At 57.4% G+C, this 17,733-nt stretch carries 12 protein-coding genes; all 12 read left to right on the top strand.

The features are described 5' to 3' along the window. Positions 1 to 6: 6 nt before the first annotated feature. The 12 genes from OCV69_RS01235 (at position 7) to pknB (ending at position 17,725) form a co-directional block, all read left to right on the top strand. A complete protein-coding gene (locus tag OCV69_RS01235) occupies positions 7 to 3,243 on the top strand; it encodes an FtsK/SpoIIIE family DNA translocase (protein ID WP_262562913.1) in 3,237 nt (1,078 codons plus the stop codon). Between the two features lie 78 nt (positions 3,244 to 3,321). Next, positions 3,322 to 4,992, top strand: coding sequence for a formate--tetrahydrofolate ligase (locus tag OCV69_RS01240; RefSeq protein ID WP_158357046.1), 1,671 nt, complete (start codon positions 3,322 to 3,324; stop codon positions 4,990 to 4,992). A gap of 82 nt (positions 4,993 to 5,074) precedes the next feature. Then, positions 5,075 to 6,544 (top strand): UDP-N-acetylmuramoyl-L-alanyl-D-glutamate--2,6-diaminopimelate ligase, encoded by a 1,470-nt coding sequence (locus OCV69_RS01245; RefSeq protein ID WP_158357047.1) that lies wholly within the window; start codon positions 5,075 to 5,077, stop codon positions 6,542 to 6,544. Further along, entirely contained in the window at positions 6,545 to 7,930 is a 1,386-nt protein-coding gene (locus tag OCV69_RS01250; RefSeq protein WP_158357048.1) for a UDP-N-acetylmuramoyl-tripeptide--D-alanyl-D-alanine ligase, read from the top strand. 98 nt (positions 7,931 to 8,028) lie between these two features. Then, positions 8,029 to 10,233 carry a replication restart helicase PriA gene (gene priA, locus OCV69_RS01255; protein WP_262562914.1) on the top strand — a complete coding sequence of 735 codons (2,205 nt, stop codon included), beginning with the start codon at positions 8,029 to 8,031 and terminating at the stop codon, positions 10,231 to 10,233. Between the two features lie 18 nt (positions 10,234 to 10,251). Further along, positions 10,252 to 10,728 carry a peptide deformylase gene (gene def / locus OCV69_RS01260; protein WP_022273672.1) on the top strand — a complete coding sequence of 159 codons (477 nt, stop codon included), beginning with the start codon at positions 10,252 to 10,254 and terminating at the stop codon, positions 10,726 to 10,728. Beyond that, positions 10,728 to 11,657 carry a methionyl-tRNA formyltransferase gene (gene fmt / locus OCV69_RS01265; protein WP_158357050.1) on the top strand — a complete coding sequence of 310 codons (930 nt, stop codon included), beginning with the start codon at positions 10,728 to 10,730 and terminating at the stop codon, positions 11,655 to 11,657. The genes def and fmt overlap by 1 nt, the downstream gene beginning before the upstream one ends. A 37-nt stretch (positions 11,658 to 11,694) precedes the next feature. Further along, positions 11,695 to 12,411: a zinc metallopeptidase gene (locus OCV69_RS01270; protein WP_158357120.1), complete on the top strand. Its 717-nt coding sequence runs from the start codon at positions 11,695 to 11,697 to the stop codon at positions 12,409 to 12,411. Further along, positions 12,404 to 13,732, top strand: coding sequence for a 16S rRNA (cytosine(967)-C(5))-methyltransferase RsmB (rsmB, locus tag OCV69_RS01275; protein WP_158357119.1), 1,329 nt, complete (start codon positions 12,404 to 12,406; stop codon positions 13,730 to 13,732). The genes OCV69_RS01270 and rsmB overlap by 8 nt, the downstream gene beginning before the upstream one ends. A 2-nt stretch (positions 13,733 to 13,734) precedes the next feature. After that, positions 13,735 to 14,787, top strand: coding sequence for a dual-specificity RNA methyltransferase RlmN (gene rlmN / locus OCV69_RS01280; protein ID WP_158357051.1), 1,053 nt, complete (start codon positions 13,735 to 13,737; stop codon positions 14,785 to 14,787). Then, positions 14,784 to 15,524 (top strand): Stp1/IreP family PP2C-type Ser/Thr phosphatase, encoded by a 741-nt coding sequence (locus OCV69_RS01285; RefSeq protein WP_158357052.1) that lies wholly within the window; start codon positions 14,784 to 14,786, stop codon positions 15,522 to 15,524. The genes rlmN and OCV69_RS01285 overlap by 4 nt, the downstream gene beginning before the upstream one ends. Further along, a complete protein-coding gene (pknB, locus tag OCV69_RS01290) occupies positions 15,521 to 17,725 on the top strand; it encodes a Stk1 family PASTA domain-containing Ser/Thr kinase (protein ID WP_158357053.1) in 2,205 nt (734 codons plus the stop codon). Before OCV69_RS01285 ends, pknB begins: the two co-directional genes overlap by 4 nt. Positions 17,726 to 17,733 lie beyond the last annotated feature (8 nt).

A 17,733-nucleotide genomic window follows, 5' to 3' on the forward strand; every position in this document is an offset into this window, starting at 1 on the left:
TTCATTTTGGCTGGAAGTAATACAAAAAAGAAGACAACGGCATCAGGAAAGACAGCCGGGAAGAAAACCGCGGGAACGAAGACGACGGCGGCAAAACGGACAGGGACAAAGAAACAGGAGGCGGACAGCAGCTTTTTACAGTCTGAGGCAGTGATCCTGGGGACCTTTGCCGTCTGTGTATTTTTATTTTTAAGCAATTTCCATATCTGCGGCATGCTGGGGGATATGTTCAGCAGCATGCTCCTGGGAGTGTTCGGGAGCATCGGATACGTGGCGCCTGTCCTTTTATTTTTAGGCACCATCTTTTATGCCTCCAATAAGGGAAATATCCGGGCCGTTTATAAGATGCTGGCAGTGGAGGTGCTGCTGATCGTGCTCTGCGGACTGGCGCAGCTCATCTTCGGCGGCGGATACCAGGAAGGCCAGACCTTTAAGGAAATCTATGAAACAGCCGGGGAAAGCGGCATGGGCGGCGGCGTCATCGGCGGCGCACTGGTGCTGGCGCTCCATAAGACTGTGGGCGCCACCGGTTCTTACATACTGCTTCTGGTGTTCATGATCCTCTGCCTGGTCTGCATCACGGAGAGATCCTTTGTGATGGCAGTTAAAAAAGGAAGCGGAAAGGCTTACCAGTACGCCAGAGAGGATCACGAGCGGAGAAAGGAGATCCGCCAGGAGAAGAAAGAGGAAGAACGGCTTTTGCGGGAGGAGCAGCGGGTCCAGGGAGTCAATCTGCACTCTACGGATCTTTCAGCCGGCCGGCCGGAGCGGTTTACGCCGGATATGGCCATGCCGGTGACAGAGGAGGATCTGGCCCGTTTCAGCGCGGACAGAAAGCCGGAGGAAAAAATGGAAACGGCTGTGGAACGGGAGGAGAAGGCCCGTGCGGCGGCCAGAAGAGACCGGGAGGAGCGGAGAGCGGCTCTGGGCATTTCTCCCCAGCCGGAGCCGTCCCCTGTACATGAGGAAAAGGAAGAGCCGCGTCCGGATCCGGCAGATGTATTCCGCGGGAATATCACCATGGCCGGAAAGGAGCCGGAAAAGGAGACAGTTCCCTTTGACGAGGATCTGTCCCTTTCCAGGCCCCACAGGGACGAGGATGTATTTCTGAGCCGCAGCAGCCGGGACTTTGAAGATATGGACGTATTCCCGGAGGGAGGAAGGCCGTCCATGGAGCAGACGGCGGCACAGGCTGCCTCTGAAGCCATTCCGGAGGCTGAGACGTTCACGGAGCCCTGGGAGGAGCCGGGAGAGACCATGGCAAAGCCTGGAAAGACAAAGAATGCTCCGGCAGAGCCGGAGGACGACGGCTACTGGCTGGATGAGGATTATGACGGGAACGGGAACCTCCAGAATGCGGAAAAGGACCAGACCGGAGAGCTGGAGTCCCTGGCAGAGCTGGATACAGAGCCTTATGCGGTGACAGAGGATTACTGGGAGCCTGTATCGGTCCAGCCGCCCTATGACGCCAAAGAAGAGCCGGAGCCTGCGCCTGTTTTCCCGGAAGCAGAGGAGATCCAGGCCGGCCGGGTCCTGTCCGGAGCGGAAACAGAAAATACCGGGGAGATCCCGGTCCTCCAGAAGGCAGAGGAGAAAAAGCAGATCGTCACTGCCGCCGGGAAGGTCATCGAGACCGATGCGGAGGAGATCATCCGCCAGAAGGCGGAAAAGAGGAGGCGGGAGGCGGAGGCAGCAAAGGCTGCCGAAGAGAGGCAGGCTGCCGATGCCGCTGTGCGCCAGGAGATCCAGAAAAAAGAGGAAAAACCCAGAAAGCCCTATGTGGCCCCGCCGCTGGAACTTTTGAAGAAGGGGCCTGGGGCGGCCTCCGGCCAGTCAGAAAAGGAATTTAAGGAGACGGCCATTAAGTTACAGCAGACGCTTCGGAATTTCGGCGTGGGCGTCACCGTCACCAATATCAGCTGCGGGCCCACTGTGACCCGGTATGAGCTCCATCCGGAGCAGGGAGTGAAGGTCAGCAAGATCCAGTCCCTGGCCGACGATATCAAGCTCAACCTGGCGGCCACCGACATCCGGATCGAGGCTCCCATCCCCGGAAAGGCGGCTGTGGGCATCGAGGTCCCCAATAAGGTCAACAGCATCGTGTATCTGCGGGAGCTTCTGGAGAGCCCGGAGATCAGGCAGCACCCCTCCAGCCTGGCCTTTGCCGTGGGAAAGGACATCGGCGGCCAGCCGGTGGTGGCGGATCTGGCAAAAATGCCCCATCTTCTGATCGCCGGCCAGACCGGCTCCGGTAAGTCTGTGGGCATCAACACCATGATCATGAGCCTGATCTACCGATCCTCGCCGGAGGATGTGAAGCTGATCATGATCGACCCCAAGGTGGTGGAGCTTTCTGTTTATAACGGGATCCCGCACCTTCTGATCCCTGTGGTCACGGACCCCAAAAAGGCTGCGGGAGCCTTAAACTGGGCGGTGGCAGAGATGATGGACCGGTACCAGAAGTTCGCCCAGAGCAATGTAAGAGACTTAAAGGGATACAATGCGAGAGTGAAGAGCCTTATGGAGGCCGGGGATGTGCCTGCGGACCAGATCCCTGCAAAGCTTCCCCAGCTTGTGATCATCATCGATGAGCTGGCAGATCTTATGATGGTGGCATCCAGCGAGGTGGAGGATTCCATCTGCCGTCTGGCCCAGCTGGCCAGGGCAGCCGGGATCCATCTGGTGATCGCCACCCAGAGGCCGTCAGTCAACGTCATCACCGGTGTCATCAAGGCCAATGTTCCCTCCAGGATCGCTTTTTCAGTGGCTTCCGGCGTGGATTCCAGAACAATCCTGGATATGAACGGAGCCGAAAAGCTTCTGGGCAACGGCGATATGCTGTTCTATCCGTCGGGCTATCCTAAGCCCTTAAGGGTCCAGGGAGCCTTTGTGTCCGACCAGGAGGTCTCCCAGGTGACGGATTATATCAAGGAGCAGAATGAGGATACAGGCTATGACAGATCGGTGGAGCAGAAGATGAACCAGGGCGGAGGAGCCGGAGGTGCTTCCGGCGGCAGTGACCGGGATACCCTGTTCTTTGATGCAGGAAGATTTATCATCGAAAAGGATAAGGCTTCCATCGGCATGCTCCAGCGGATGTTCAAGATCGGCTTCAACCGGGCTGCCAGGATCATGGACCAGCTGGCCGAGGCCGGGGTCGTGGGAGAGGAAGAGGGCACCAAGCCCAGAAAGATCCTCATGTCCATGGAAGAGTTTGACGCCTTCACAGAGGCAGGCTATTAGCCGGAAGGAAGGCGCGGAGATGGATCGGATGCCGGAAACGGCGTGAAGATACAATGAAACAAGAAGAGGAGAGGGACTATGAAAACAGATATCGAAATCGCTCAGGAAACGAAAATGTTGCCCATTAAGGACGTGGCTGCCCAGTACGGGATCTCTGAAGACGATCTGGAGCTCTATGGAAAGTATAAAGCCAAGATCTCCAATGAACTCTGGAATGAGGTCAGGGAAAGACCCGATGGGAAACTGGTGTTAGTGACTGCCATCAACCCGACTCCGGCCGGAGAGGGAAAGACCACCACCAGCATCGGACTGGCCCAGGCCCTCACAAAAGCGGGAAAGAAGACCATGCTGGCCTTAAGAGAGCCGTCCCTGGGACCGTGCTTCGGGATCAAGGGAGGAGCTGCCGGCGGCGGATACGCCCAGGTGGTGCCCATGGAGGATCTGAACCTGCATTTTACCGGTGATTTCCACGCCATTACCACGGCCAACAACCTATTAGCCGCTCTTCTGGATAACCATATCCAGCAGGGGAACGCCCTGGGCATCGACACCCGGCAGATCCTCTGGAAGCGGTGCCTGGACATGAACGACCGCGCTTTGAGAAATATCGTGATCGGACTGGGAGCCAAGGCCGACGGCGTTGTCCGGGAGGATCATTTCGTGATCACCGTTGCCTCTGAGATCATGGCCATCCTCTGCCTGGCCACAGATATGGACGATCTGAAGGAACGTCTGGGAAGGATCGTTGTGGCATATAATTTTGCAGGAGAGCCGGTGACTGCAAAGGATCTCCATGCGGTGGGCTCCATGGCCGCTCTTTTAAAGGACGCCTTAAAGCCCAACCTGATCCAGACCCTGGAGCACTCGGGAGCCCTGGTCCACGGCGGCCCCTTCGCCAACATCGCCCACGGCTGCAACAGCGTCATGGCCACCAGAACGGCCCTGAAGCTTTCTGACATCACCGTCACGGAGGCAGGCTTCGGTGCAGACCTGGGAGCGGAGAAATTCTTTGATATCAAGTGCCGGAAGACCGGATTAAAGCCGGATGCGGTGGTCCTGGTAGCCACGGTCCGTGCCTTAAAGTACAACGGCGGCGTTCCCAAGGACCAGCTTTCCACAGAGAACCTGGAGGCCCTTAAAAAGGGTATCGTGAACCTGGAAAAGCACATTGAAAATATCCAGAAATACCAGGTTCCGGTGGTGGTGACCTTAAACTCCTTCTTAACAGATACTCCGGCAGAATACGAGTTCATTAAGAACTTCTGTGAGGAAAGAGGCTGTGAGTTCGCTCTGTCCGAGGTATGGGCCAAGGGCGGCGACGGCGGCATGGAGCTGGCGGAGAAGGTCCTCAAGACCCTGGAGACAAAGGAAAGCCACTTTAAGCCCTTATACGAGGACAGCCTGGGGATCGCTGAGAAGATCGAGACCATTGCAAAGGAGATCTACGGAGCCGGAAGCGTATCCTATTCCCCGGCTGCAAAGAAGGCCATTGCCAAGATCACAGACATGGGCTTTTCTGAGCTTCCGGTCTGCATGGCAAAGACCCAGTATTCCTTATCCGATGACCAGACGAAGCTGGGACGGCCCGAGGGCTTTGAGCTGACGGTCCGCGACGTATATGTGAGCGCCGGAGCCGGCTTTGTGGTGGCCCTTACAGGAGCCATTATGACCATGCCGGGTCTTCCGAAAAAACCGGCAGCCGACAGCATCGATGTGGATGAGAACGGAAAGATCACAGGATTATTCTAAGTAAAAGGAAGAACAGGCGGGGCCCTGGTCCGTATACGGCGGACCCCGCCTGTTTTTGGACTTGACAGAAGGAGAGTGGACAATGAAGATCAGAGACTGGCTTGGAAGACTGGCGTACACCCTGGTACAGGGAAGCCTGGACGAGGATGTGGAGGATGTGGTCTACGATTCCAGAAAGGCGCGGCCCCATACGGTATTTGTCTGCATCAGAGGGAGCGCCAGGGATTCCCATACCTTTATCCCGGATGTCCTGGAGAAGGGCTGCCGGGTCCTGGTGACAGAAAAGGATGTGACGGTACCCGGGGATGTGACGGTGCTCCGGGTGGAAAACGGACGTCTGGCCCTGGCGGAGCTTTCCGCAGCCAGATTCGGCTATCCGGCCGAAAAGCTGGTGACCATCGGGATCACAGGGACCAAGGGGAAGACCACCACCAGCTATATGGTGAAGGCCATCCTGGAGGCCGCCGGTAAAAAGGTGGGGCTCATCGGCACCAATGGGGCTGTCATCGGCACGGAAAAATATGCCACAGCCAACACCACCCCGGAATCCTATCTGGTACAGGAATATTTTGCAAAAATGGTGGAGGCAGGCTGTACCCATATGGTCATGGAAGTCTCCTCCCAGGCCATGATGCTCCACCGGGTGGGCGGCATCTGCTTTGATCTCGGCCTGTTTACCAATATTTCCCCGGACCATATCGGACCAAAGGAGCACGAAAGCTTTGAGGAGTATCTCTATTATAAATCCAGGCTTCTTACGGTCTGCCGGACCGGCGTTGTCAACCGGGCCATGGACCATTATGAAGAGGTGGTCCGGGATGCTTCCTGTACATTGTATACATATGGCCTGGAGCGCGGCGCAGACTTTACCGGAAGCGGCCTCCATTATGCCAGCGACCACCAGTTCGTGGGCGTGGAATTTGATATGGATGGCGCTTTAAGCGGAAGGGTCCGGGTGGGAATGCCGGGACGGTTCAATGCAGACAATGCCCTGGCGGCCCTTTCTGTGTGCAGCCTGGCCCTGGGAGAGGAGGGCCATGATAAAAAGCTCCTCCGCGCCTTGGAAAATGTCCGGGTGGACGGCCGCATGGAGATCGCCCATGTGTCGGAGCGGTGCAGCGTCATTGTGGATTACGCCCACAACGCCATGAGCATGGAAAGCCTTTTATCCACCCTCCGGGATTACAGCCCGAAGCGGCTGGTGTGCGTCTTTGGCTGCGGTGGGAACCGGGCAAAGGAGCGGCGGTACTCCATGGGAGAGATCGGAGGAAAAATGGCGGATCTCTGTATCCTCACCGCCGACAACCCGAGGTTTGAGAAGAATGAGGATATCATAAAAGACATCGAGACCGGAATGGCAAGGACCAGCGGAAGGTATCTGGTGATCCCGGACCGGAGAGAGGCCATTTTTTATGCGGTGCACCATGCGGAGCCGGGGGATATGATCGCCATTATTGGAAAGGGCCACGAGGACTACCAGGAGATCGATGGTGTCCGCCATCATTTCCTGGACCGGGAAGTGGTGGAAGAAGCGGTAAAGGAGATAAGATAAATGGAACATGTAACAGTAAAAGATCTGGTCCTTGGAAGCGGCGGCGTTCTGGTTTCGGGGAGTGAGGAAGCGCCTGTCTCCCATATCCGCCTGGATTCCAGGCAGGTGGAGCCGGGAGACCTTTTTGTGCCCCTGCTGGGCGAGCGGGTGGACAGCCACCGCTTCCTTCCCCAGGTGATGGACCAGGGGGCGGCGGCAGTGCTGACCAGCCAGGAGCTTATGCTTCCGGAGGGCGGGGCCGGCTGCGCCGTGATCCGGGTGGAGGATACGAAAAAGGCGCTGCAGAAGATCGGATCCTATCTGCGGGACCGTCTGACCCTGCCGCTGGTGGGCGTTACCGGAAGCGTGGGAAAGACCACAACCAGGGAGATGATCGCCGCCGCCCTGTCGGCCAGATTCCGTGTCTATAAGACCCCGGGGAACAGCAACAGCCAGGTGGGAGTGCCTGTGACCCTGTCAGAGATCACAGAAAATGACCAGGTGGGCGTCATCGAGCTGGGCATGAGCGAGCCGGGAGAGATGACGGTCATTGCAAACATCGCCCGGGTGGACATGGCGGTGATCACCAACATCGGGATCACCCACATCGGCCAGCTGGGCTCCCAGGAAAATATCTTAAGGGAAAAGCTTCACATCACCGACGGCATGAAGGACGGAGGGCTTCTGATCTTAAACGGAGACGATCCTCTCCTTAAAGGAGTCCAGGGCTGGGAGGGCTTAAGGACCGTATACTACGGCACCGGGGAGAACTGTGATTTCCGGGCTGTGGACATCTGCTTTGAGGACGGCTTTCCCTCCTTTACGGCAGTCCATGGAGCCGACCGCCAGAGGGTGCGCTTAAACGTCATGGGGCAGCATAATGTCATGAACGCCATGGCGGCCATGGCCGTCTGTGCGGAATGCGGCATGACCATGGAGGAGGCGGCCAGGGGGCTCCTTACGGGCCAGGGCTTCAAAAACCGCCAGCAGGTCCATGAGACCGGACGGTTTACGATTCTGGACGATTCCTACAACGCCTGCCCGGAATCCATGAAGGCGGCCTTCCAGGTCTTTAAGGAGCTTCACCCGGAAAGGCGCCATGTGGCGGTCCTGGCAGAGATGCGGGAGCTGGGCCGCGAAACAGAAAGCGCCCACAGACAGGTGGGGATCTTTGCGGCAGAGGCCGGGATCCATCTGCTGGTGACCCTGGGTGCAGAATGCAGGGCGCTGACAGAGGAATTTAAAAAGCGCTCCGGCGCACCTGTGGCAGAGTTTACGGATAAAGACCAGATGACCGCCTATCTGGATCAGGCCCTGCAGGACGGGGACTGCGTCCTCTTTAAGGGAGCCAATTCCATGGCGCTTTTTAAGGTGGCGGCCAGATATATGGAAAACAGGCCGGAGTAAAGACCGGAAGACAGAAAGAAAGAGAGGCGGAGGATCTGGAAACAAAGGACAGGACGGCAGGACCGGGAGAGAAGGAGACGGCTCCGGTCTATGCGGATGTGATCATCGACCTTTCGGTCACCAACGTGGACCGGGTCTTCCAGTACAGGATCCCGCCGGAGCTTCTTGGCAGGGTCCGGGTGGGCGTCCGGGTGCTGGCTCCCTTTGGGCGGGGAGATACCCTGCGGAAGGGCTATGTGGTCTCCTTAAGCCATACGCCCTCCTTTGCCCCGGAAAAGCTCAAAGCCCTGAGGGAGGTGGATCCCGGGGCAGTTTCCGTCCAGGAGCAGATGATCTGTCTGGCCTGGTGGATGAAGGAACGGTACGGGGCCACCATGAACCAGGCCTTAAAGACGGTGATGCCGGTGAAATCCGCTGTGGCCCCAAAAGAGGAAAAGACCATTGTGGCCCTGCGGTCCCGGGAGGAGCTTTCCGGGCTTTTAAGGGAAGCGGAAAAAAAGAAATATAAGGCCAGGATCCGGCTTTATAAGGCGCTGCTGGAAAACGGGGAGCTGCCGTACCGGCTGACGGCCCAGAAGCTTGGGGTCACAGCGGCCTCCTTAAGGCCCCTGGAGGAAAAGGGGATCTTAAAGATCCGGACCGAGGAAAAAAGCCGGGACCCGGTGAAGGGATATGCTCCGGCTGCGGCTCCTGTGGTCCTCAATGAGGATCAGAAAAGGGCTGCGGCTGCGGTGAAGGCCTCCATGGATGCGGGGGAGGCCAGGACGTGGCTCCTTTACGGGATCACAGGCAGCGGAAAGACAGAGGTGTACATGGAGCTGATCTCCCATGTGCTGGATCAGGGCCGCCAGGTCATCGTTCTGATCCCGGAGATCTCCCTTACGTATCAGACGGTCATGCGGTTCTACCGCCGGTTCGGGAACCGGGTCTCCATCATCAATTCCAGGCTTTCGGCGGGAGAGCGGTACGACCAGCTGGCCCGGGCCGCCAGGGGAGATATCGACATTATGATCGGCCCCCGGTCGGCTCTTTTTACGCCCTTTGAGAGGCTTGGGCTCATCATCATCGACGAGGAGCACGAGGGGGCTTACCAGAGCGAGCTGTCTCCCCGGTATCATGCCAGGGAGGTGGCGGCCATGCGGGCCACCATGAACCAGGCCACCCTGGTCTTAGGCTCCGCAACTCCGTCTGTGGAGAGCTTTTATAAGGCAGAGCGGGGAGAATACGGCCTGCTGACCCTGGGCCGCCGGGCAAAAAAGGACAGCCGCCTGGCCCGGGTCCATGTGGTGGACTTAAGAGAGGAGCTGGCAGAGGGAAACCGGTCCATGTTCAGCCGGAAGCTTAAGGAACTGATGGAGGAGCGGCTTCTGCGGAAGGAACAGATCATGCTGTTCATGAACCGCCGGGGCTATGCAGGCTTCGTTTCCTGCCGTTCCTGTGGGGAGGCCATGAAGTGCCCCCACTGTGATGTGAGCCTGACGTACCACCGGGACGGGATCCTGCGGTGCCATTACTGCGGCCATGAGGTGCGTATGCCAAGGGTCTGCCCGGTCTGCGGCTCTCCTTATATCGCCCCCTTCGGCTCCGGGACCCAGAAGCTGGAGGAGATCACAAAGCGGACCTTTCCACAGGCCAGGGTCCTTCGGATGGACGCAGACACCACGGCGAAAAAGGGAGCCCACGAGGAGATCCTGGAGGCGTTTATGGAAGGGGAGGCCGATATCCTCATCGGGACCCAGATGATCGTCAAGGGCCACGATTTCCCCAGGGTGACGCTGGTGGGAGTCATGGCGGCCGATCTTTCTCTTTATGCACCGGATTTCCGGAGCTCTGAGCGGACCTTTGAGCTTTTGACCCAGGCATCTGGCCGGGCCGGACGGGGGGAGCTCCCGGGAGACGTGGTGATCCAGACGTATGCGCCGGACCATTTTGCCATTACGGCGGCGGCAGAGCAGGACTACGGCCAGTTTTACCGCCAGGAATTCCTGTACCGGAAAATGATGGGGTATCCGCCGGCAGCGGGCCTCCTCTCCATCCAGCTGAGCTCCAGGAAGGAAGAGGCAGCGGCCGCCGCCATGGAGGATCTCCAGAAATGGATCCGGCGGGAATTTTGCTTTGAGGAGATCTCCGTCATTGGCCCGGTCAACGGTTCCCCGTATAAAGTTAATGATATATACAGAAAAATTTTATATATAAAGAGCGAAAGTTATGATATACTATTAAAAGTCAGAAAGTCTGCCCAGAAGCGGGAAGAGGAAAACGAACGGTATAAAAACGTGAACTTCCAGGCGGCGGTGCAGTAGGAGGAAAGGAAAAAGGACATGGCAATCAGACAGATCAGAGTCATTGGAGACGAAATCTTAACAAAGGCGTGCAAGCCTGTAAAGGAAATGAACGAAAGAACAGAAGAGCTTATCGAGGATATGTTCGAGACCATGTATGAGAACAACGGCTGCGGTCTTGCAGCCCCCCAGGTGGGCATCCGCAAGCGTATCGTGGTCATTGACGTGGACGACGGAAACCAGTACGTGATGATCAATCCGGAGATCCTGGAGACCAGCGGAAGCCAGACCGGGGCCGAGGGGTGCTTAAGCGTACCCGGAAAGAACGGCCAGGTGACCCGGGCGGAGCATGTGAAGGCAAAGGCCCTCAATGAGAACATGGAGGAATATACCATTGAGGCAGACGGCCTCCTGGCCCGCTGCATCCTCCACGAGTGCGACCATCTGGACGGGATCCTTTACGTGGAACGGGTGGAAGGCGAGCTCCACGACAACGATGAAGAGGGTGAAGAATAATGCGTATCGTATTTATGGGAACTCCGGATTTTTCCGTGCCGACTTTGGAATCTCTGGTAAAGGGAGGCCATAAGGTCCTGGCAGTGGTGACTCAGCCGGATAAGCCCAAAGGAAGAGGAAAGTCAGTGCTCATGACGCCGGTGAAGGAAAAGGCCCTGGAGCTTGGGATCCCGGTATACCAGCCGGTAAAGGTACGGGAGCCGGAATTTATGGAGGTTTTAAAGGGACTGGATGCAGAGGTCTTTGTGGTGGTGGCCTTCGGCCAGATCCTTCCTAAGGAGATCCTGGAAATGCCCCGGTACGGCTGTGTCAACGTCCATGCCTCCCTGCTTCCCAGATACCGGGGAGCCGCGCCCATCCAGTGGGCGGTCATTGACGGAGAGGCGGTCAGCGGAGTCACCACCATGCTCATGGACGAGGGGCTGGATACGGGAGATATGCTGGAAAAGGCGGAGATCCCCCTGGATAAAGAGGAGACCGGCGGCAGTCTGTTTGAAAAGTTAAGCCTTCTGGGCGGAGAGCTGATCCTTTCCACTCTGGAAAAGCTCCAGAACGGGACAGCGGTGCGGACGCCCCAGGGAGAGCCGGACACGCCCTACGCGAAAATGTTAAAGAAATCCATGGGACAGATCGACTGGTCCATGGAGGCAGAAAAGATCGAGCGTCTGATCCGGGGGTTAAACCCGTGGCCCAGCGCTTATACATCCTTAAATGGAAAAACCGTAAAGATCTGGGCGGCGGAGGTGGTCCCGGGAAACGGGGCCGGAGTTCCCGGACGGGCTGCGGTTTCCAGGGACAGCCTTCTGGTGGAGACGGGAAAGGATCTTCTTTCCATCAAGGAGCTCCAGCTGGAGGGGAAAAAGCGGATGGATACAGCCGCTTTCTTAAGAGGCTTCCAGGTGGAGGACGGTACGGTCCTGGGAGCATAAGACGAGAGGAGATATGCATATGTTAGGCGGTTATGGAATGTATGGATACGGGTACGGCTACCGGCTGGATCCCACGATCTTCCTGGTGCTCATCGGGGTCCTGTTATCCCTCTGGGCCCAGAACCGGGTCAACTCCACTTTTGCGAGATATTCCAGGGTCAGGAGCTTTTCCGGCATGACCGGAGCGGAAGCAGCCAGGCGGCTTTTAAATGTCCAGGGGATCTATGATGTGACGGTGCAGCCGGTGTCCGGAAAACTGACGGACCATTATGATCCCAGGACGAAGGTGGTAAAGCTTTCGGATTCTGTATACAATGCCACGTCTGTGGCGGCCATCGGCGTAGCCGCCCATGAGTGCGGCCATGCCATGCAGCACAACGAGGGCTACGGGCCGCTGCGGTTCCGCAGCGCCCTGGTTCCCGTGGCAAACTTCGGCTCCCAGCTTTCCTGGCCCATGATCCTTCTGGGGATCTTATTCGGAGGCCTGGGTTCCCCGCTGGTCCAGGTGGGGATCCTGATGTTCAGCCTGGCAGTGCTGTTCCAGCTGGTGACCCTTCCGGTGGAGTTCAACGCCTCCAGCCGGGCCGTGCGTCTTTTGGACTCCCAGGGGATCTTGTCCGGGGAGGAAGTGGACGGCACCAGAAAGGTTTTAAAAGCGGCGGCCCTTACGTACGTGGCGGCGGCGGCCGGTTCTATTTTACAGCTTCTGCGTCTTGTGATCCTGTTTGGAGGAAGAGACCGTGACAATGACTAAGACAGATCCCAGGGAGATCACCCTGGATATCCTTCTGGAGGTCCTGGAGGAGGGAAGACTGGGCCACCTGGTGCTGAATCAGGCGCTCCTCAAGTATCAGTATCTGGAAAAGCAGGACCGCTCCTTTATTACAAAGCTGACGGAGGGGACGCTGGAGCGTCTGATCCTCCTGGACGCGGCCCTGGACCGCTTTTCTAAGACAAAAACAGAAAAAATGAAGCCGGTGATCCGGACCATTCTCCGGATGTCAGCCTACCAGATCCTTTTTATGGACCGGGTGCCCGATGCCGCCGTCTGCAATGAGGCGGTGAAGCTGGCCAAAAAGAGAAAATTCCAGGGGCTTTCCGGCTTTGTCAACGGAGTCCTGCGGACTCTTTCAAGGGAAAAGGGAAAGCTGGAATTTACGGATCCGTCGGTGCGCTTTTCCATTCCCGGATGGATGCTTTCCATGTGGGAGGCTGATTATGGAAAAGAAAAGGCGGAGCAGATCGCAGCCTCCTTCCTTAAGGAGCGGCCGCTGACCGTCCGCTTCAACACCAGCCGGGCTTCGGTGGAGGAGATCCTTAAAAGTCTGGAGAGCCAGGGGATCGCTGCAGAGCCCACGGGCTTTCTGGATACAGTGTACTCCATTTCCGGCTACGACCACCTGGAGGCAGTGGAGGCCTTTTATGAGGGCCTTATAACGGTCCAGGATCCCAGCTCCGCCCTGGCGGCCCACCTGGCCGGAATAAAGGCCGGGGACACGGTCCTGGACATCTGCAGCGCTCCGGGAGGGAAGACCCTCCATGCGGCGGATCTTTTAAAGGGGACCGGACGGGTGGAAGCCCGGGATCTGACGGAATATAAGATCTCCCTGGTGGAGCAGAACCTGTTCCGGTGCGGCTTTGCCAATGTGGAGACGAGGGTTTGGGATGCCCGTATCTTCGATCCGGAAATGGAAGAGAAGGCCGATGTGGTCCTGGCAGACCTGCCCTGTTCCGGTCTTGGGATCATAGGAAAAAAGCCGGATATCAAGCTGCGTCTGAAAAAGGAGGATCTGGGGGAGCTGGCATCTCTCCAGCGGGAGATCCTTTCGGCGGCCAGCCGGTATGTGAAGCCCGGCGGTACTCTTTTATACAGCACCTGCACGGTGGACCGGGCGGAAAATGAGGAAAACGCCGCCTGGATCCTGGAAAATCTTCCGTTCCATAAAAAGGAGATCGCTGGAAGGCTGCCGGGATCCCTGCAGGCAGACTGCCGGGAAAACCAGATCCAGCTCCTTCCGGGGATCCATGGCTGCGATGGTTTTTTCCTGGCGGCATTTGAAAAAAATAGGGAGTAGGTATGGAAAAAAAAGATCTGAAATCCATGGATTTAAACGAGGTCACAGCCTTTGTGACAGAACTGGGGGAGAAGCCCTTCCGGGCAAAGCAGCTTTACCAGTGGATGCACCAGAAGCTGGCCCCGTCCCTGGAGGATATGACAAATCTGCCGAAGGCCTTTCGGGAGCGTCTTCTGGAGCATGGAACGTATACGTCCCTGGAGACGGTCCAGATGCTGGAATCCGGGATCGACGGAACCAGGAAATACCTGTTCGGCCTGGGAGACGGCAACATCATCGAAAGCGTTCTGATGAAATATAAACACGGAAATTCTGTATGCATTTCCTCCCAGGTGGGCTGCCGCATGGGCTGCCGGTTCTGCGCATCCACCCTGGACGGGCTCACCAGGAACCTGACGGCGGGAGAGATGCTGGACCAGATCTACCGGATCCAGGCCTCCACAGGGGAACGGGTGTCCAATGTGGTGGTCATGGGCAGCGGAGAGCCCTTTGACAACTATGACAGCCTGGTGAAGTTCATCCGGCTTCTAAGCGATGAGAACGGACTGAACATCAGCCAGAGGAATATCACCGTATCAACCTGCGGCATCGTGCCGGGGATCCGGAAATTTGCGGAGGAGGGCTTTTCTGTGACCCTGGCTCTTTCCCTCCACGCCCCCAACGACCAGGTGAGGAAGACCCTGATGCCCATTGCCAATAAATATTCTCTTTCTGAGATCCTTCCGGCATGTAAGGAGTATTATGAAAAGACCGGAAGGCGGCTGACCTTTGAGTACAGCCTGGTCCAGGGAGTCAATGACAATTTAGACGAGGCCCGGAAGCTTTCGTCCCTCATTAAGGACATGCACGGCCATGTGAACCTGATCCCTGTGAATCCCATCAAGGAGCGGGATTACCGCCAGTCGGGCCGGGAGGCCATCGACGCCTTCCGTACATATCTGGAAAAGCAGGGGATCAATGTGACGGTCCGCCGGGAGATGGGCCGCGACATCGGCGGCGCCTGCGGGCAGCTGAGAAAAAGTTATCTGAAAAAGGAAGAGGAGGGAGAGCGATGAATTCCTATGGCCAGACAGACACCGGCCGGGTGCGGAAGTCGAATCAGGATTCGATCTTTCTGTCCGAAACGCCGGTGGGACCGCTTTCCAACCTTTTTATGGTCGCCGACGGCATGGGCGGGCATAAGGCCGGGGATTTTGCGTCCCGGTTCGTGGTGGATACCATGGTCCGCTGTATGGGACTGTACAAAAGCGATAGCCCGGTGACGGCCCTCAGAAAGGCCATCGAAAAGACCAATGAGCTTTTATTCCTGGAGGCCCAGAGGGATCCGGACCGGGAGGGCATGGGCTCTACCCTGGTGGCCGCTACCGTGGACCAGGATACCATGTACGTGGCCAATGTGGGAGACAGCCGCCTGTATCTTTTCAGGGACGGCTTAAGCCAGATCACCAGGGACCACTCCCTGGTGGAGGAAATGGTGTCCCTGGGGAAGCTGGAGCGGAACAGCGAGTCTTACAGGTCCCAGAAAAACATCATCACCAGGGCTGTGGGGATCCGGCCTGCGGTGACCGCAGATTTTTTTGAGGTTTCCTTAAAGAAGGATGACTGCGTGCTCCTCTGCTCCGACGGGCTTTCCAATATGGCGGAGGAATCCCTGATCGGCAGCGTCCTGGCTGCTCCGGCCGCTTTAAAAGAAAAGACAAGCCGGCTGATCCAGGCGGCCAATGAAAATGGAGGGAAGGACAACATCGCGGTCATCCTCATAGAACCTCAGGTAAGCGAGGTGGGCGTATGATATTGAAGGCAGGAACCATGCTCCAGGACCGCTATGAGATCCTGGAAAAGATCGGCTCCGGCGGAATGTCGGACGTCTATAAGGCGAAATGCCATAAACTGAACCGTCTGGTGGCCATTAAGGTTTTAAAGGCGGAATTTACAGACGATGCCAATTTTGTCAGCAAATTTAAGATGGAGGCCCAGGCGGCAGCCGGCCTGTCCCATCCCAACATCGTGAGCATCTACGACGTTGTGGACGAGGGAGATATCCATTTTATCGTCATGGAGCTGGTGGAAGGCATTACCTTAAAAAGCTATATCACAAAAAAGGGACGTCTGGATGTGAAGGAGGCCATCGGCATTGCCATCCAGGTGGCCCAGGGCATTGAGGCTGCCCACGAGCAGCACATCATCCACCGGGATATCAAGCCCCAGAACATGCTGATCTCCATGGACGGCAAGGTGAAGGTGGCGGATTTTGGCATAGCCAGGGCCGTTTCCTCCCAGACCATGAACTCCACAGTGGTGGGCTCCGTCCACTATATCTCGCCGGAGCAGGCCAGAGGCGGATACAGCGATGAACGGAGCGATCTGTATTCCCTGGGGATCACCATGTTTGAAATGGTCACAGGCCGGGTCCCCTTCGGCGGAGACAATACGGTGACCGTGGCCCTGGCCCATCTGGAGGAGCCGATCCCTCTTCCAAGCCTTATGAACCCAGGTGTGACTCCCAGCTTTGAGAGGATCATCTTAAAATGTACAGAGAAAAAGCCCGAGGACCGGTATAAGAATGCGGCTGAAGTGATCAGCGATCTGCGGCGGGCCCTTCTGAACGCAGATGATCCCCAGGTGGGCGCCGAGATCCTCAAAGAGGATCCGCTGTCGGAGACCAGGCCCATCAGCCGGAAGGAGCTGGATCTCATAAAGACCAGGAGCGACGGGCAGCGGGAACAGAAAAAGCCCAGGAATCCCGGAGAGTGGAGAGAGACCGGACCGGACCATGAAGAAAATCAGGCCAGGAAGGTTCCGGAGGGCCGCGGCGGCAGGCAGAAAGCCCCATTCCGCCAGCAGGACGAGGACAGCGAGACCACCCAGCTGGAAAAGGTCCTGACCGGCCTGGGAGTGGTGGCCGCACTTTTAGTGGTGGTGGTGGTCATCGTATTCTTTTCCCGGCTGGGAGGCCTGTTCACCAGCCCCTCAGACAAGGATCCCACAGAGACCCAGGTCTCCCGTGAGACAGAAACGGATGGAAGGCAGGAAACAGAGCATACGGAGGAGAAGGAGACCACCCTGTCCCAGAAGGAGGTAAAGATGCCGAAGCTGGTGGGAGATACCCAGGAGGAGGCAGAGGCCAAGCTGGACGCCCTGGATCTTACTATGCAGGTGGTCATGAAGAACTCCGATACGGTGGAGAAAGGCGTGGTCATGGAACAGGCTGACGCGCCGGATTCGGTGGTATCCCGGTACTCCAAGGTGGTGGTCACCATCAGCAGCGGATCCGATAAGATCCTGCTGTCGGAGTTAGGGATCGCGGATATGACCCTGGAAACGGCGGTGCGCCTTCTGGAAGCCAAGGGCTTAAAGGCCGTGGTGGTGGAAGAGACCAGCGAGGATGTGGAGGCGGGAAAGATCGTCCGCATGGAGCCGGAGGACAAGGCGGCTCTGGGCGATTCGGTGACGCTTTACGTGAGCACAGGGCCGGAGGTGGAGGTAACGCCGGTGCCGGATCTTTATGGAAAGACCGAAAACGAGGCGGCAGCCTTACTGACCGAGGCCGGGCTCCTCACGGGTGAGATCTCCAGGGCCCATGACGCGTCTGTGCCTGCGGGTCAGGTGATCAGCCAGGGCATCGAAAAGGACACGGATGCGGAGCTGGGAACTGCCGTGGATCTGGTGGTGAGCCTGGGGCCGGAGCCGCCAAAGACCCAGTTCCTGGCCTCTCTCCAGGTAACGTATCCCCTTATGATCTCCTTTGGACCTGGAGCGGAATCATCGGAGGTACAGATCCTGATCCGGTTAAAGCAGACCGTCAACGGAAAGGTGACGTACACAAAGCTGGCAGAGCCCAAGGCATATTCCGCCAGCACCATGCTGGATATCCGCCTGGACCATATCCGGGGAGCAGACGGCGTATCCACTGGGGAAGTGGAGATCGTGGACCTGACCAACAACGTTGTCCTCACTTCCTACAACGTAAACTTTGTGGAGACAGAGGTGTAAGAGAGGTT

Origin of the sequence: Alitiscatomonas aceti (assembly GCF_025567195.1) — a bacterium.
In the GTDB taxonomy this organism is placed as follows: Bacteria; Bacillota; Clostridia; order Lachnospirales; family Lachnospiraceae; genus Alitiscatomonas; species Alitiscatomonas aceti.

Bases quoted from the DNA above. Each gene is read 5' to 3' on its own strand.
- rsmB (WP_158357119.1), top strand. From the start codon at position 12,404: ATGACTAAGACAGATCCCAGGGAGATCACCCTGGATATCCTTCTGGAG.
- OCV69_RS01285 (WP_158357052.1), top strand. From the start codon at position 14,784: ATGAATTCCTATGGCCAGACAGACACCGGCCGGGTGCGGAAGTCGAAT.
- def (WP_022273672.1), top strand. From the start codon at position 10,252: ATGGCAATCAGACAGATCAGAGTCATTGGAGACGAAATCTTAACAAAG.
- OCV69_RS01245 (WP_158357047.1), top strand. From the start codon at position 5,075: ATGAAGATCAGAGACTGGCTTGGAAGACTGGCGTACACCCTGGTACAG.
- fmt (WP_158357050.1), top strand. From the start codon at position 10,728: ATGCGTATCGTATTTATGGGAACTCCGGATTTTTCCGTGCCGACTTTG.
- rlmN (WP_158357051.1), top strand. From the start codon at position 13,735: ATGGAAAAAAAAGATCTGAAATCCATGGATTTAAACGAGGTCACAGCC.
- OCV69_RS01250 (WP_158357048.1), top strand. From the start codon at position 6,545: ATGGAACATGTAACAGTAAAAGATCTGGTCCTTGGAAGCGGCGGCGTT.
- OCV69_RS01270 (WP_158357120.1), top strand. From the start codon at position 11,695: ATGTATGGATACGGGTACGGCTACCGGCTGGATCCCACGATCTTCCTG.
- OCV69_RS01240 (WP_158357046.1), top strand. From the start codon at position 3,322: ATGAAAACAGATATCGAAATCGCTCAGGAAACGAAAATGTTGCCCATT.
- pknB (WP_158357053.1), top strand. From the start codon at position 15,521: ATGATATTGAAGGCAGGAACCATGCTCCAGGACCGCTATGAGATCCTG.